The sequence below is a fragment of the Merdimmobilis hominis genome (assembly GCF_900104615.1).
GTDB lineage: Bacteria > Bacillota > Clostridia > Oscillospirales > Ruminococcaceae > Merdimmobilis > Merdimmobilis hominis.
Window position 1 is genome coordinate 541,128 of record NZ_LT629939.1, and the last position, 15,993, is coordinate 557,120.

Below are 15,993 nucleotides of genomic sequence, written 5' to 3' on the forward strand. Positions count from 1 at the left end.
TTTTATGTCCTGCGCGAAAAAAGGCACCGGCTATAAGCTGGTGCCTTTTTGGTTGGATATTGGGGATTCATCCTCCGGGCCTTCATAGGCCGCGAATTTTCCGGGGAAAAGGGTCTCTTCCACAATCCGGGCGCAGTCGATGACACAGCCGCGGCAGCTGCGCAGCCGGTCAGTGACCCCATCGGTTCCCCGGAGCACCTTGCAGGCCACCGTGCTGTTCTTCTCTGCAAAGGATTCGGCCATCTGGCGGCCCAAAGCAAAGGTCGCCAATTTGGTTGCAGGCTTTTGCAGGTTGGCGTCGCTGTTCCGGAGGCCCGCCAAAAACACCATGGCACAAACGCTGCCGCAGGTCTCCTGCATGCCGGCGATTCCCAGGCCAAACCCCTCCGACGCGCGGAACGCAGTCACTTCATCCATCCCCAACAAATCGCAATAGGTGCAGACCACCGCCTGGCAGCAGTTATAGCCTCCCGCATGGCGCTTTGCCGCCAATTCCACTCTACTTTTTTCCAACTTCATTCTCCCCTTTGATTGGCGGAAAGGTATCCGTCATTTTTATCATAGGTAAAATATTATGTATTTTATAATTTTAATTTATTTTATCTATGAATTTCATGGGTATTGTATCACATTCCCAGAAGGTATGCAATGGATTTTGCCAAGGTTTTCTCGCCAGTTCCCCGAAATTTGCCGGGCATGGCTGTGCCATCGGCGCACAAACTAATGCAGGGTGATTAAATGCAAGAGTATTATCAGGCAAATTCCGACCTTTCCGCCTATTTCAATTCCCTGCCCAACCATGTGCAGATGTTCATTCTCCAGTCCAATGTGGAGATTTCCACCCTGGGGGAACTGATGCAGGTGGCCGAGCATCTCAAAGAAACGCTGTAACCAAAGGATGTGATTGTATGTTCGCTCATATCAACCGGGAGGGCTGTATCTCCTGCGGCCTTTGCGTGGAACTCTGCCCAGAAGTTTTCTGCATGGCGGAGGACGGCATTGCCGCTGTCCACCAAAGCCCTGTGCCCAAAGAAGCCAAACAAGGGGCCATCACTGCCCAGGAGAGCTGCCCTGTCTCGGTCATCACAGTAGAGGAATAATCTTTGAAACAAAAACAGGGGAGGATATAGGTATCCTCCCCTGTTTTGCTTGCTTTATTTTTGGAAAAAGCCCTCCACTACCTGGTTGACCAGCTTGCCATCGGCTTTGCCTTTCACCAAAGGCATCAGATTTTTCATAATGAGGCCCTTCTCCTTGACGGTGGGCACCTCAATGCCAAGGCTGGACAGCACCGATTCCACCGCCGCCCGGATCTCCTCCTCGCTCATGCTTTGGGGGGCGAACTCGGAGAGGACCTTCAATTTGAACTCGCATTCCTCGATGATGTCCTGGCGGCCGGCGGCGCTCTCCAGTGTTTCCTTGACCTGCTTGATCTCCTTGAGGATGATGGCGTCTTCCTCCTCCTCGGTCAAATCCTCCCGCTTGTCCTTGGCCTTGGCCTTCAGGGCGGAGAGGAGAAGGGACAGTGCGTCCTTTCGGGCGTGCTCCTTGTTTTTCAGCGCCATCATCATTTGTTTCTGCACTTCTTGGGTCTTTGCCATAGGGAAACAACCTCCTGTCAAATAGGTTACATATTAAATAAATGCATTGGATTTTTAACGAGGGATCGCCGCTGCCGACCGGAACCGTTCCACCACCTCCACCAACTGTTCCAAAAAGGCCTCCTCGCCAAAGGTGTTGATTTTGAAGAACATCGCCTGGCTGCCGCCGGTGGCGATGGCTACAAGGTGGATCTTCCCCTCCGATTCCAGCATAGTGACCCCCAGGCTGACCCGATTGCCCCCAGTGTAACTGTAGCGCTCGTATGCCTGGACACAGCATCGCACATTGCCGATACGGCAGCGGCTTTCCTCCTCCAAACTGGCGGAGGCGCTCCCCCCTAGTATCCCGTTTTGCAGCTCCTGGGAAAACACATCCAAATTCCCAGGGAAATCGGTTACATATTGGGCCATGGGTTCCCTCCTTTTCCCGGCTCCTCCCCTGTGCTTGTGGACAGGAACGCCACATAAGCCAGCAGGGTTTCTTTCTGATTTTCCACCTGGCCGTCGATGACCGCCTGAACCAACTGTTCCAGCAGCGCCCCCACTTGAGGCCCTTGGGGGATGCCCAGCTGCAACAGATCGCAGCCGGTGACCGCCAGCTGTTTGAGGCTGAAGCACTGCCCTTCCCGCAAAACGGCTTGGGCGGCGGCCTCCACCTCCCGGAGGTTTGCCAAACGGGGCGGCTGGAAAGCCAGGGCTTGCGCCAGGGTATCCGCCTCCTTGACCGCCAGCCACTGGAAAAAGACCTCCTCCCCCCAGCGGCCCAGCTGGCGCTTGACCCACCTCTCCTCCGGGAACACCGGCCGGTCGTGAAGATGGATGAGGAGAAGTACCCGTTCCCCCAATAAACGGGGAACCCGCAACCGCCTCAGCACCGTCCCAGCCAGTTCCAAGCTTTTTTGAGCGTGGCCATAGAAGTGTCCTGTTCCCTCTCCGTCCAAGGTGAAACAGCCGGGCTTGCCGCAATCATGAAGCAGCATGGCAAGGCGCACTGCCAATTCAGGAGAGGATGCCTCCACTGCGGCACAGGTGTGCTCCCACACATCCCGGTCGTGGTGAGGGTTGTACTGCAAAAATCCCTCCATTGGGAAAAGCTCTGGCAAAATTGCAAAAATCACCTGAGGGAACTCCCTCAGCACCCGACCGGCGTCTATGCCGCAGAGAAGGCGTGAAAACTCTGCCCAGATCCGTTCCGCCGCCACATAACAGAGGAGTTCCCGGGATTCCAGCACCGCGGCAGAAGTTTTTTCCTCCAGCCGAAACCCATAGCAGGCGGCGAACCGCAGCGCCCGCAGGATCCGGAGGGCGTCCTCCCGGAACCGTTCCCCTGGGTCCCCCACACAGCGGATGATCCCATTTTTTAGATCTTCCCGGCCGCCGAACCGGTCGATCACCTGCCCATCCCGGCGGCATGCCATGGCATTGACGGTGAAATCCCGCCGGGCCAGGTCCGCCTCCAAATCCGGGACAAACCGAACCTGATCCGGATGGCGGTGGTCGGTGTAGGCGCTCTCCGCCCGGAAGGTGGTCACTTCAAAGGGCTCCCCCTCCCACACCACTGTAACAGTGCCGTGGGCGATACCGGTAGGTATGGCGTGGGGGAACCGGGCCAGCACCTCCTCCGGGCGGGCAGAGGTGGCGATGTCCCAATCCTGGGGGACTCGGCCCAAAAGGCTGTCCCGGACACAGCCGCCCACCGCATAGGCGGCAAATCCGGCTGTTTCCAGCGCCTCCAAAAGGCCCGATACCCCTACTGGCAAAAACATGTCTCATCCCCCTTATTACCGTTCCTATTATACACTTCCCCCGGTTTGTTGAAAAGTCCGGGTGCAAGCTCTCTTTTCCTTCAAAAGTTTTGGGTTGTTATTCCGCTGCCTGCATTCTATTTAAAATACCTCTCAGCTGGTCAGCCAACATATCCTCTTTGCCAATATAGGTTTCACCTTCAAAAATCATGGTATTCCACAAATCATGCAGCTGCTGCGCTCCAATGGGGTTGTCACAAAGTTCGTAAGCGGCATAGATGTTGCTAATTAGTGCCTTCATCGTCTCCTGATTGGACAGATCCTCCTTCTCAGCTTTATCAATCGCAAACAGAATTAGCGTGTTACAGCGCTGTATTCTACTTTCGGTATACTCCTGCTCCTTTTTGTAGCTTCCTAGGAAGAACGAAGCGGCAATTGCCGCAGCAAAAGCTATGCAAACCACAATTTTGACAGCTCCTCTCACAACAGCGCTCCCCCTTCCGATACAATTCTACGGTCTTATAGTACCACACCGCCAGGCTTTTCACAACCGAGCAAAAAAAGAAAATCCCCCGCCGCAGCGAGGGATCTTTTTTACTCCAATTCGGCTTTGCCGGTGTAGAGCTGGTAGTACCGGCCCTTTTTCTCCAGGAGCTCCTCATGGGTGCCCCGCTCGATGATCTCCCCCTGCTCCAAGACCATGATGGCCTTGGCATTTCGCACAGTGGAGAGGCGGTGGGCGATGACAAACACCGTCCGGCCGGCCATCAGGCGGTCCATGCCCTTCTCGATAAGCTTCTCGGTCCGGGTGTCGATGGAGCTGGTGGCCTCATCCAAAATCAGCACAGGCGGGTTGGCCACCGCTGCCCGGGCGATGGACAGCAGCTGCCGCTGGCCTTGGGAGAGGTTGTCGCCATCCCCGGTGAGGACGGTGTCATACCCCTGGGGCAGGTGCTTGATAAAGGCGTGGGCGTTGGCCAGTTTGGCCGCGGCGACCACCTCTTCGTCGGTGGCATCCAGCTTGCCGTAGCGGATGTTGTCGGCGATGGTTCCGGTGAACAGGTGGGTATCCTGCAAGACGATCCCCAAGGAGCGGCGCAGGGAGTCCTTTTCAATCAGCCGGACATCGATTCCGTCGTAGGTGATGGTGCCCGACTGGATTTCATAAAACCGGTTGATCAGGTTGGTGATGGTGGTTTTGCCCGCACCGGTGGAACCCACAAAGGCGATTTTCTGGCCGGGTTTGGCAAACAGGCTGATGTCGTGGAGGATGGTCTTATCCTTGTTGTAGCCAAACACCACGTTGTGGAACCGCACATCCCCCAGAACCGGCTCCAGCACCACAGTACCGGCGGGGCCTAGGGCTTTCCAGGCCCAAATGCCGGTGTGTTCGCTGGTTTCCTCCAGGGTGCCGTCCTCTTTGCGGATGGCCTCGGTGAGGGTGACGGTGCCTTCGTCCACTTCCGGCTCCACCTGCATCACTTCATACACCCGCTCCGCGCCGGCCAAAGCCGCCAGAATGGTGTTAATCTGCTGGGATAGATGGGAAATGGGGTTCGCCACCTGACGGGTGTACTGGAGGTAGGAAATCAGGGAACCCAGGTCCAAGCCGCCGGCAATGGCCATCAGGCCGCCGACACAGCTGGTGACTGCGTAGTTGACGTGGGAGAGGTTGCCCATCATAGGCATCATGATGCCGGAATAGCTCTGGGCGCTGATGGCCGCTTGGCGCAACGCATCGTTGCGCTCCTTAAACTGGGCTTTAGCCTCTTCTTCATGGCAGAAGACCTTAATGACCTTCTGGCCCTCGATCATCTCTTCGATGTATCCATTTACATTGCCCAGCTTTTGCTGCTGCTGGCCAAAGTAAAACCGGCTCTTACCGCCGATGACTTTGATGAGCAGGAACATGAGCCCCAAAAAGCCCAGGGAAATCAGGGTGAGCCCAGGGCTTAGGAAGACCATCATAGAAAGGGTGCCAACAAAAGTCAGCCCATTGGAGATCAGCGAGGCGAAGCTGTTGTTGACCGCCTCGCTGACGGTGTCGATATCGTTGGTGACACGGCTCATCAATTCGCCGTGGGTGTGGCTGTCGAAATAGCTCAGGGGGAGCTGTTCCATCTTGTCAAACAAGTCCCGGCGCATCTCATACACCGTCTGCTGGGAGATGTGAACCATAATGCGGGCGTATGCGTAGGAACAGCAGGCACCGGTCAGGTAAACTAGGGCCATCACCGTCAGCATCTTGGCCAAACCGGCAAAATCGCCGGGCAGGATGTAATTGTTGATCAATGGCCGCAGGAAGTAGTTCCCCGCCACCATGGCAAAGGAGCTGGCAAACAGGCATACAATGACTACCACCAGCAGCAGCTTGTGTTTGCCGATATACCCCATCAGGAAGCGGAGAGTTTTTCCCATGTTCTGAGGGCGCGCATACCCGTGTTTGCCCGGTCCGTTGCCGGGTCCGCGCATAGGTGCGGCAGTTTTGGTATTGTTACTCACTCAAACCAGCTCCTTCCTGTTGAGATTGATAGACCTCGCGGTAAATATCGCAGCTTTCCAGCAACTCCTCGTGGGTGCCATGGGCCGCCACATGACCGTCATCCAGCACGATGATCTGGTCGGCGTCGCTGATGGAACTGACCCGCTGAGCGATAATGATCTTGGTGGTGCCGGAGAGATCCTCCCGGAAGGCCCGGCGGATTTTGGCATCGGTGGCGGTGTCCACGGCGCTGGTGCTGTCGTCCAAGATGAGAACCTTAGGCTTCTTCAGGATGGCACGGGCGATGCAGAGCCGCTGTTTCTGGCCGCCGGAGACGTTGACGCCGCCTTGGCCCAGGTCAGTTTCCAATCCCTGGGGCATCCGGCTGATGAACTCATCGGCGCAGGCCGCCTGACAGGCCGCCCAGATCTCTTCGTCGCTGGCCGATTCATCCCCCCACAAAAGGTTTTCCCGGATTGTGCCGGAGAACAAGGTGTTCTGCTGGAGCACCATGGCGACGGTGTTGCGCAGGTGTTCCAGGCTGTAGTCCCTCACATCCCGGCCGCCCACCAGCACCCGGCCGGAGGTGACGTCGTACAGGCGGGGGATCAGCTGCACCAAGGTGGTCTTGGCCGAACCGGTGCCCCCCAAAATGCCCACTGTAGAGCCGGAGGGGATGGTGAGGTTGACATCGGTGAGGACCAGATCGTCCTCTTTTCCATCATAGCTGAAGTTCACATGGTCGAAGACCACCGAGCCGTCGGCCACCTGTGCTTGTGGGTCGCAGGCGTTGTCGTTGATATCGGGGACCTCTTCCAGCACTTCCAGGATACGGCGGGCGGATGCCACCGACCGGGAAAGCATCATGAAGATCATGGAGACCATCATCAAGGACATCAAAATCTGGGTCACATAGGTGATGAAGCTGGTCAGTTTGCCCACCTGCAGCGCGCCGGTGTACACCATTCCGCCGCCAAACCACAGGATGGCGATGATGGTGGAGAACATGACCATCTGCATCACCGGCATGTTGAGAACCACAAACCCGAAAGCCTCTTCCGAAGCCTTGCGCAGGTTGCCGTTGGCGGTCTCAAACTTTTTGCGCTCAAAATCCTCCCGGACAAAGGCCTTTACCGTACGGATGCCGATCAGGTTCTCCTGCACAGCGGTGTTCATGTTGTCAATCCGGCCCTGGAGAATGCCAAAGCGTTTGCGCACGTGGCTTATGATGAAATAAAGCGACCCCAGCAATACCGGGATGGCCACCAGGAACACCATGGCCAGCTTGGCGTTGATCATCACCGCCAAAAAGAGGGCGCTGACCAGCATCACAGGGGCGCGAACCAGAATCCGCATGCCCATGGTGATACTCATCTGCATGGCGTTGACGTCATTGGTCAGGCGGGTGATCAGCGAGGCGGTGCTGAACCGTTCAATGTTGCTGAAAGAATACTCCTGGATTTTATTGTACTGGGCTTCCCGCAGCTCGGCGCCGAAGCTCTGCCCAGCGATGGAGGAGCAGCGGGCCAAACCCATGCCAAACTCCATGGATACTACAGCCATTGCGGCCATCAGCAAACCCATGCGGATGGTGTAGGCCGCGTCGTGGTTCTGCACGCCCACATCCACAATGTTTGCCATCACCAAAGGAATCAGCATCTCAAACACTGCCTCCATAATGCCGCACAGGCAGCCCATACCCACCCATTTTTTATACTTGGATAGGTAGGGCGCAAATTTTTTTATCATATTTTCACCCCATATCTCTTTAATGTTAGGAAGGGCTTACAATTTGGTAAGCCGACTTACTATTTATTGTTATCCTATTCTACTTCACCGGATTTTAATTGTCAATACGCACAGATACGAATTCACAAAATAATCATATGTGCCTAAAAAGTAGTCGATATCAAACCTATTGGACAGCAAATTTTGTGCATCTAGCCCCTTGCCGTAGGACTTACAAGAATATTTTTTGGCGGTAGACGCCCTGCCCCAAGCCGCTTTCCCTATAAAGCGAACATCGTTTTTTGGCGCCTAAACTCCCCAATCCCTCAACAGGGCTACCAAAGATAAAAACAGCTCCTTTTTCAAGGGGCTGTTTCCATTGAAATATATCCGTTTTATCGCGGATGTCTTGCCAAACTTGGACGCAGCTACATGTCCGGTCCTTCCTCCCAGCGCGGGTTCTGGTGGTGGTTCCGCGGCCGCATCCCTTCCGTGTCTTCATCCTCCTCCCGGAGGCGGTTGAGGCTCTCGTACATCCGGCGCAGCAGGTCAGTGAGCAGTTCTTCATCCTGGGGGGTCACCTGGGAAAACAGCGTATCCCGCAGGTGATCTACCTCCTGGCGGCAGTCGTGGGAGGCTTTGCGCCCCAGCTCGGTGATGGTGATCCGGTTGCGGCGGGTGTCCTGGGGGTCAGGAGCCCGCTGGACAAATCCCACCTTCTCCATCCGCTTAAGGGAGGCGGCAATGGTGGCCTTGCTCACCTTCAGGCAATCGGCTAGCTCTTGCTGGGTGATTCCCGGGTAACGTTCCAACAATTCCAGGATAAAGGGCTGGCTTTTGTACAGCCCATAGCGGTTTAAAATTCTGTTGAGAAGGATGTCGTGGGTACGCATCAGCGCCCCAAACATATGGATCATATCCGAATCCCGATAAGGCGGCATCTTCTCTCCCCCCTTTCTTTGCAAACCGCTGCTGATTATAGTTTTTATTGTGGCATAAAATTCCCATAGGCTAGAAAAAGCCCGTTGACACTTCGCGTCGGGATGGGCTATGCCCTCAAAGAATTGCGCTGCCGGTACACGGCAGGAGGGAGGGATTCCATCCCAACAGCAACTCATAGCATGCCATAGGCTTTGCTTGCGGCAATGGACAAAGGCTTTTTGACGAATCATCGCCCTTTGAGATTATTATAACACAATCCTGTGAAAAAACGGTTAAAATTTTACCAGTAGAGAGAATCTGTTCCCAAACCTGAGAAAAAGAAAAAGGCGGGGGAAATTCCCCCGCCCCTATTGTTGTCGATTGGTCTAGTTATTTGGTCATGGCATAGACGTCCAGGATTTCGTCCAGCTCCTCTTTGGTGAAGATGTTCTCCCGTTCCAGCAGTTCCCGGACCGAGGCCCCAGTTTTGATGGCTTCTTTGGCAATGCTGGCCGCCAGCTGATACCCCACCTTGGGGCAGATGGCGGTGATAATGCCCACGCTGCCGTGGACCAGATCGGCGCAATGCTTCTCGTTGGCAGTGATGCCGTCAATGCAGTTGTCAATGAAGGTATTGACCCCATTGGTCAAGGTCATGATGGATTCGAACAGGTTGTAGTAGATCACCGGCTCAAAGGCGTTGAGCTCCAGCTGTCCGCCTTCCGCTGCCATGGTGATGGCCACATCGTTGCCAATGATATTGAAGGCCACCTGGCTCATCACTTCGGGGATGACCGGGTTTACCTTGCCGGGCATGATGGAAGAACCGTTTTGTTTGGCAGGCAGGTTGATCTCGCCAAAGCCGGTGCGGGGGCCGGAGGACATCAGGCGCAGGTCATTGGCCATTTTGGAAAGGCTCAGGGCGCAGGTGCGCAGCACCCCGGAGACCTGGGCAAACACATCTACATGCTGGGTGGCATCCACCAAGTCGTCGGCTTTGACCAAGGGCAGGCCGGTGATCTCCCCCAGGGTGACAGCAATGTGGCCCACATAACCCCGGTTGGCGTTGAGGCAGGTGCCAATGGCGGTGCCGCCCATGTTGATGCTGTACAGATAGGGCATCAGCTCGCTGAACCGTTTCAGGTCGCGGGCGACTACCGAGCGGTAGGCGCCGAATTCCTGGCCCAAACGGATCGGGACGGCATCCTGCATCTGGGTGCGGCCCATCTTCACCACCGAGTCGAACTCCTTCTCTTTGGCCGCCAGGGATTTCTCCAGCCGCTGGAGTTCTTTGACAGCGGCCTGCAGCAATTTAATGGTGGTGATTTTGCCCGCGGTGGGGATGACATCGTTGGTGGACTGGGCGCGGTTGACGTGGTCGTTGGGATGAACCACGCTGTAATCGCCTTTCGTACCTCCGAGGATTTCAATGGCGCGGTTGGCGATGACTTCGTTGGCGTTCATATTGGCTGTGGTGCCGGCTCCCCCCTGGATGGCATCACAGATAAACTGATCGTGGAACTGACCGGCCATAATCTCATCGCAGGCCTGGCAGATGGCGTCGCAGATGGACTTGTCCAATTCGCCCACCGCTAGGTTGTTCAACGCAGAAGCTTTTTTAATGGCCGCCAAACTGTTGATAAATTCGGGGTGGAGTTTTGCGCCGGTGATGTGGAAATTCTCCGCGCCGCGCAGGGACTGAACCCCATAGTAAGCCTCAGCGGGGATCTGTTTGCTGCCGATGGAATCGCTTTCGGTACGAAATGCCATATCGCTCTCTCCCTTATTGAAATTTCTCTTTCAAAAAATGTGAATTCATGTTTTTGATGCATGATTTGCGTCATTTTCTTCATTATAGTCCCCCAACTTGTAAAAAGCAAGGGGTTCTTTTGGAAATTTTGCTGTGATATCTCCTAATTTTGTCGGTTATTTTCTGTGTAAAATATCTCAAATCATTCTTTATGTGAAGGGATTCCTTCAATTTGAGGGGGCGATCCTCAACATATCCACAAAAAAGGCGGCATGATCCCTCATGCCACCTTCATTTATCGAAGTAAAGTTTTGAAAGATAGGGGTGCCGGCCCCCTAAACAGGATATGCAAAGCCGTGGAAAAATGGGAAACTTGGGGTTCCAGATTATTCCATGGTTTTTAAAAGAATGTTAACGTCCACTATACAGCCGGACGTTTTAACCGGGAGGGTTGACATTTGCCCAAATTTGGTATATCATAATACAGCTATCTTATATTTCCATACCGAGATGTGGCTCAGTTTGGTAGAGCGCTGCGTTCGGGACGCAGAGGCCGCAGGTTCGAATCCTGTCATCTCGACCAACAGAAAAAACCCGTTAAATGGCTTTAGAATCAGCCTTTAGCGGGTTTTTCTTATCTTCTAAAACGGCTTATACCCTTGCCAAAACAGGGCAAAAACAGGGTGTTTTTTGTAAAGATGCAAGTCAAGACTATTGCATTTTTGCTGTCCAATGGCATGCTTTGATTGACAGCAAGAAATCCCCTGACCAGATATATCATCTGGCCGGGGGATTTTTTATTCCCTCTCTGGGGCGTCCTTCCCCTCTACAAACCAGTGGCCCTCCTCAAAGAAGCGTTTCGTGGCGGCCAATCCGCATCAAATAGCGGATCCCCGCCCAGGATGCCAGGGGGCAGTGGCCTTTTCTCCCCCAGCGCTGTGCTCCCGTTACAAGGGTAAAACCAAGCCGAGTTTTCCCAATTTATACAGACTTTATGGTATAATAAAGTTATAGTGTATATCGCTGCCATCTGCCATGCCAGAAAGGGGGAGAACTGCCGTGTCATATTATCCATACAAAGGGTTTTTTTGCTGTTTCCTTACGGCAACATCGCTTTTTCCTGTATGTTTTACGAGCGAACCCCTATTCCCCAGTCGTTTTAAACTCGCACAACTTCTACAAATTGCTCCTTCCCGAGGAGCGATGAAGGAGGGATTGTAAATGGAAGACAACCGCAGAAAAGATAAACTGCAATTCCTTGCCGAACATCTGATTTCATTGGGTTTTTGTGCGTTCTCTCTTCTCATAGTCTGTTGGAATCAAGTGGGTTGGCTCCCATGGCTGGCGGGGGGATTTCTCTTGTGGTGGGGAGTCCTCTGGCTGCTGCGGACCCACAATGCCTGGTTCCGGCCCAAAGACAAATTCCGGGATTCCAAGCTTTATGATTATACCTCCCGGGCAATCAGTACCTTCGTGCTGATCGCCGCATGGGTTTATGAATACAAAACCCAATCCTCCCTAGCAGTCTACTTTTTATTGGGATTTCTGTTCCTGGAAATCCTCTGTTTCACCTGGGTCAACTATCGGTACAACTTTGGAAAGGCCAAGGAGTAATGCCGCCCCGCCAAACAAGCCCCTCTTTGCGTTGACAGGCCCTTCCCATGGCCGGTATAATGAAAGGTAGGACAATTCTCCAAAACTGACAAGAGGATGATGAAGATGAACGACAAAGTAGTAGTTCTCAACGCAGAAAAAACCAACTTTGATGGCAATGTGGATTTTAGTTCCCTGACCCCCCACACCACCGTCTACGATGACACCCAGCCGGAGGAATTCCTCCAGAGGATTCAAGGGTATGACATCGTGGTCACCAAGGAAATCCCCGTGGGAGCGGAACTGATCGCTCAGTTCCCCGATTCGGTTAAACTGCTCTGCGAGGCCGGCACCGGCTACAACAACATCGACTTAGCTGCCGCCAAAAAGAAGGGGATCACCGTTTGCAACATCCCCGCTTACAGCACCCAGCGGGTGGCCCACACCGCCATCGCCCTGCTTCTGAACCTGAGTTCTTCCCTGCAAATCCAGCAGGCGATGCTCACCCGGGGCAATCACGACAACTTCACCAAGTGCCTCCAGGTTTCCCATACCGAGGTCAACGGCAAGACCCTGGGGGTCATCGGCGCAGGCAACATCGGAAAAGAGGTCATCAAGATCGCCCAGGCCCTGGGGATGGAGGTTATCTCTTACACGGTGCCTGCACAGGAGGACGCCGATGGGGTCCACTTTGTCAGCCTGGAGGAGCTGCTGCGCAGAAGCGACTATGTCACCCTCCACTGCCCGCTGTTGCCCTCCACCCACCACATCATCAACAAGGAAGCCCTCGCTCTGATGAAGCCCTCTGCCTATCTGATCAACACCTCCCGGGGGCCGTTGGTGGATGAGGCCGCCCTCATTGAGGCACTGCAAAACAAGGTTATCGCAGGCGCGGCGCTGGATGTCCAGGAGACTGAGCCCCCGGCAGAGGACAACCCCCTTTACACCATGGAGAATGTCATCCTGACTCCCCACATGGGCTGGAAAGGGCTGGAGACCCGGCAGCGGCTCCTCTCCCTCCTCAAAAAGAATATCGATGCGTATTTGGCGGGAAACCCCATCAATGTAGTAGGTTAACCCCTGGCATCTTTTCCAAAGTCCCCGCATAATAATAAGAGGCCGGCCCAAATTGGGCCGGCCTCTTTCGCCGTTTTACCAGGTTATTTGTTGTGTTTCAGCCACTGGATGGCACAGTTGGCAAAGGTGGCGGCGCCGATGGGCAGGGCGCTCTCGTCAAAGACCACGTTGGGGTTGTGGCAGGAGTAACGGCCCTCAGGGTCAGCAACCTCAGCGCCGATGTTGAAGAAGGCGCCGGGCACCAGGCCGGTCAGCAGGGCGAAGTCCTCAGAGCCCATGACTGCGGGGATCTCGTGGAGCTTGTCCGCACCCAGGAAGTCGCTGATGTAGCCGTGCATCTCCTTGGTGAAGGCGCTCTCATTGATCAGCGGGCAGACGCCGCCGGTGTACACTACCTCAGCGGTGCAGCGGAATTTCAGGGCAGTGTACTGGGCGATCTCCACCAGGCGGGATTTGATGTACTCCCGCACATCGTTGTTGTAGGTGCGGATGGAACCCTCCATCACCGCATACTCGGGGATGATGTTGGGGGCGTCGCCGGCATGGATGGAGCCAATGGTCAGCACGGCGGGTTCCGCGGTGTTGACTTCACGGCTGATGATCTCCTGCAATGCGATATGGGTATGAGCCGCAACATTGATGGGGTCGATGTTGGTGTGGGGGTAAGCGCCGTGGCCGCCTTTGCCGTGGATGGTGATGGTAAACCGGTCAGAGGAAGCCATGAAGGGCCCCTCATGGAAGCCGATGTGGCCGCAGGGCAGGCCCTCGCCGGTGATGTGCATGCCAAAGGCGCCATCCACTTTGGGGTTTTCCATAACGCCGGCGTCGATCATAGCCTGGGCGCCGGTCAGGCCCTCTTCATCGGGCTGGAACATGAATTTCACAGTGCCCTCCAGCTCGTCCTCCCGCTCTTTCAGCAGGCGGGCAGCGCCCAGAAGAATGGCGGTGTGGCAGTCGTGGCCGCAGGTGTGGGCGTAGTTGTTTTTCGAGGCAAAATCCACACCGCTGGTCTCCTGCATGGGCAGGGCATCCATATCGGCCCGCAGCAGCAGCACCTTGCCGGGCTTGGGGGTGGTGGTGGCCACTACGCCGCAGTTGCAGATTTCCTTGGGCTCGTACCCCATCTCCTTGAGGCACTTGATCACATATTTTGTGGTCTCGGGGAGCTCAGCGTTGATTTCAGGAGTCTCATGGATGGTTCTTCTATCCTTGACAATCACGTCTTTGAGTTCCTCGGCTCGTTTCATCAAATCGCTCATTGTGTTTTCTCCGTTTCTTTTCTCGACTAAATTTGTCTCGTTTGGGGACGGTCTTATTGTAGCAGGTTTCCGCCGCTTGGTCAATTGTTTACCGTGTTAAAATTGTCTAATTGTTCACAGCTCAATTTCCTTTATTTGCTGATATTCCAGCCGCAACTGCAAAAACTATTGGGGAAATACCCATGGGAAAGGATTTGATTTTATGGAAAACTCCCGTTACCCCTTTCAGCTGGAACCCCTGCCTTACAGCTATGACGCCCTCTCCCCCAACATCGACGAGACCACCCTCCACTTCCACCACGACAAGCACCTGCAAACCTATGTGGATAATCTCAACAAGGCGCTGGAACCCTATCCCCAGTTTCAAGACTGGACCTTGGAACGCCTCTGCGCTGATTACGGCTCCCTGCCGCCTCAAGCTGCCACCGGAGTGCGCAACAACGCCGGCGGCGTGTACAACCACCAGCTGTATTTCCGGTGTATGACCGGGGATAAGACCTCCCCCTCCCCGCGGATGGAGCGGGAACTGAACCGCTGCTTCGGCTCCCTGGAGGAATTCCAGAAGCAGCTGAAGGCGGCGGCCCTAGCCCGCTTCGGGTCCGGTTGGGCCTACCTGGTCCAAGACCCCAAAGGGGATTTCAAAATCCTCTCCACCGCCAATCAGGACACGCCGCTTCCCCAAGGGCTGCGGCCCCTCCTTCTGGTGGACGTCTGGGAACACGCCTACTACCTCCAGTACCAAAACCGCCGGGCCGAATACCTAGATCAGTGGTTCCCCCTTATCGATTGGCGGGTAGTGGAGTACAACGCCTTCCAAAACGGCATCGCGCGCTAACCATTCCAACCGGAGCTCAAAGGATGAGCTCCGGTTGTTTTCTTTTCCCCACGGGAGGGATCCCATGGGTGCCACTTCGATAAAAAAGAGGATTTTCTCCCCTTGAAAAGACAGATTTTTTCCCACAGCCGAGAAAAAACCCTCTTTTGCTGTAGCAACTTTTTGGGATTTTCATATACTGGCAGTGGAGTAATCCAAAATTTTATCCAAATGGGGGTATTCGATTTGAATATATATCGTCCCAACGATGGCTGTTGTCCTCCTCCCTGCCCTAGGCCGTGTCCTCCGCCCTGCCCGTCGGTCTGCTGCTGCCCGGGGCCTGTAGGCCCACAGGGCCCTGCCGGTGAAAATGCCACTGTGGCTATCGGTACCGTGACCACTGGTGAGCCTGGCACCCCAGCCAGCGTAGTCAACGTAGGTACCGCCAGCAATGCCGTGCTCTCCTTTACTATCCCCCGGGGTGCAACCGGTGCCACTGGTGCAACTGGCGCCAGTGTGACCGGGCCTACTGGCGCAACTGGTCCTACTGGTGCGACGGGTGCAACTGGCGCCAGTGTGACTGGGCCAACTGGACCCACTGGCGCAACTGGTCCTACCGGTACGGCAGGTGCAACTGGCGCCAGTGTAACTGGGCCGACCGGGCCCACAGGTCCTACCGGCCCAACCGGGCCTACTGGCGCAACTGGTCCTACCGGTGCGNATGAGGCCGCCCTCATTGAGGCACTGCAAAACAAGGTTATCGCAGGCGCGGCGCTGGATGTCCAGGAGACTGAGCCCCCGGCAGAGGACAACCCCCTTTACACCATGGAGAATGTCATCCTGACTCCCCACATGGGCTGGAAAGGGCTGGAGACCCGGCAGCGGCTCCTCTCCCTCCTCAAAAAGAATATCGATGCGTATTTGGCGGGAAACCCCATCAATGTAGTAGGTTAACCCCTGGCATCTTTTCCAAAGTCCCCGCATAATAATAAGAGGCCGGCCCAAATTGGGCCGGCCTCTTTC

General features: G+C 55.1%; 16 protein-coding genes and 1 tRNA gene. 7 read left to right on the forward strand and 10 right to left on the reverse strand.

Going from position 1 to position 15,993, the window contains the following annotated elements; all coding sequences use genetic code 11:
• Positions 1-30: 30 nt before the first annotated feature.
• A complete protein-coding gene (locus BQ5353_RS02565; RefSeq protein WP_071427265.1) occupies positions 31-513 on the reverse strand; it encodes a C-GCAxxG-C-C family protein in 483 nt (160 codons plus the stop codon).
• 225 nt (positions 514-738) lie between these two features.
• Between BQ5353_RS02565 and BQ5353_RS12870 the strand changes: the two genes are divergently transcribed.
• Together BQ5353_RS12870 and BQ5353_RS02570 are read left to right on the forward strand one after the other, a co-directional pair.
• On the forward strand, positions 739-891 hold the full coding sequence (locus BQ5353_RS12870) for a hypothetical protein (RefSeq protein ID WP_153801611.1): 153 nt from the start codon (positions 739-741) through the stop codon (positions 889-891).
• A gap of 17 nt (positions 892-908) precedes the next feature.
• Positions 909-1,100, forward strand: coding sequence for a ferredoxin (locus BQ5353_RS02570; protein ID WP_054330870.1), 192 nt, complete (start codon positions 909-911; stop codon positions 1,098-1,100).
• Between the two features lie 54 nt (positions 1,101-1,154).
• Here the strand turns inward: BQ5353_RS02570 and BQ5353_RS02575 are convergent, their stop codons facing one another.
• The 8 genes from BQ5353_RS02575 to BQ5353_RS02610 form a co-directional block, all read right to left on the reverse strand.
• Positions 1,155-1,601 (reverse strand): GatB/YqeY domain-containing protein, encoded by a 447-nt coding sequence (locus tag BQ5353_RS02575; RefSeq protein WP_054330869.1) that lies wholly within the window; start codon positions 1,599-1,601, stop codon positions 1,155-1,157.
• 54 nt (positions 1,602-1,655) lie between these two features.
• A complete protein-coding gene (locus BQ5353_RS02580; RefSeq protein WP_054330868.1) occupies positions 1,656-2,012 on the reverse strand; it encodes a DUF6054 family protein in 357 nt (118 codons plus the stop codon).
• Entirely contained in the window at positions 1,997-3,367 is a 1,371-nt protein-coding gene (locus tag BQ5353_RS02585; RefSeq protein ID WP_071427266.1) for a CCA tRNA nucleotidyltransferase, read from the reverse strand. The genes BQ5353_RS02580 and BQ5353_RS02585 overlap by 16 nt, the downstream gene beginning before the upstream one ends.
• Positions 3,368-3,464: 97 nt before the next feature.
• Entirely contained in the window at positions 3,465-3,830 is a 366-nt protein-coding gene (locus tag BQ5353_RS02590) for a hypothetical protein (protein ID WP_071427267.1), read from the reverse strand.
• 110 nt (positions 3,831-3,940) lie between these two features.
• Complete coding sequence (locus BQ5353_RS02595) at positions 3,941-5,818, reverse strand: ABC transporter ATP-binding protein (protein ID WP_054331240.1); 1,878 nt, start codon at positions 5,816-5,818, stop codon at positions 3,941-3,943.
• Positions 5,819-5,840: 22 nt separating this feature from the next.
• On the reverse strand, positions 5,841-7,577 hold the full coding sequence (locus BQ5353_RS02600) for an ABC transporter ATP-binding protein (RefSeq protein WP_071427268.1): 1,737 nt from the start codon (positions 7,575-7,577) through the stop codon (positions 5,841-5,843).
• Between the two features lie 407 nt (positions 7,578-7,984).
• Positions 7,985-8,497: a MarR family winged helix-turn-helix transcriptional regulator gene (locus BQ5353_RS02605; protein ID WP_054330866.1), complete on the reverse strand. Its 513-nt coding sequence runs from the start codon at positions 8,495-8,497 to the stop codon at positions 7,985-7,987.
• A 370-nt stretch (positions 8,498-8,867) separates the two neighbouring features.
• Complete coding sequence (locus tag BQ5353_RS02610) at positions 8,868-10,247, reverse strand: aspartate ammonia-lyase (protein ID WP_054330865.1); 1,380 nt, start codon at positions 10,245-10,247, stop codon at positions 8,868-8,870.
• Between the two features lie 486 nt (positions 10,248-10,733).
• On the opposite strand from BQ5353_RS02610, the gene BQ5353_RS02615 reads away from it, so the two are divergent.
• The 3 genes from BQ5353_RS02615 to BQ5353_RS02625 all read left to right on the forward strand — a co-directional run bounded on the left by BQ5353_RS02615 (position 10,734) and on the right by BQ5353_RS02625 (position 12,897).
• A tRNA-Pro gene (locus BQ5353_RS02615) sits at positions 10,734-10,810 on the forward strand.
• A gap of 776 nt (positions 10,811-11,586) precedes the next feature.
• Positions 11,587-11,841: a hypothetical protein gene (locus tag BQ5353_RS12605; protein WP_143117136.1), complete on the forward strand. Its 255-nt coding sequence runs from the start codon at positions 11,587-11,589 to the stop codon at positions 11,839-11,841.
• 105 nt (positions 11,842-11,946) lie between these two features.
• Complete coding sequence (locus tag BQ5353_RS02625) at positions 11,947-12,897, forward strand: 2-hydroxyacid dehydrogenase (protein WP_054330863.1); 951 nt, start codon at positions 11,947-11,949, stop codon at positions 12,895-12,897.
• An 83-nt stretch (positions 12,898-12,980) separates the two neighbouring features.
• On the opposite strand, the gene BQ5353_RS02630 is transcribed toward BQ5353_RS02625, so the two are convergent.
• Complete coding sequence (locus BQ5353_RS02630; RefSeq protein ID WP_071427270.1) at positions 12,981-14,156, reverse strand: M20 metallopeptidase family protein; 1,176 nt, start codon at positions 14,154-14,156, stop codon at positions 12,981-12,983.
• A gap of 202 nt (positions 14,157-14,358) precedes the next feature.
• On the opposite strand from BQ5353_RS02630, the gene BQ5353_RS02635 reads away from it, so the two are divergent.
• Positions 14,359-14,991 carry a superoxide dismutase gene (locus BQ5353_RS02635; RefSeq protein ID WP_054330861.1) on the forward strand — a complete coding sequence of 211 codons (633 nt, stop codon included), beginning with the start codon at positions 14,359-14,361 and terminating at the stop codon, positions 14,989-14,991.
• A 210-nt stretch (positions 14,992-15,201) separates the two neighbouring features.
• Entirely contained in the window at positions 15,202-15,924 is a 723-nt protein-coding gene (locus tag BQ5353_RS13495) for an NAD(P)-dependent oxidoreductase (protein ID WP_456152277.1), read from the forward strand.
• Positions 15,925-15,993: the final 69 nt, after the last annotated feature.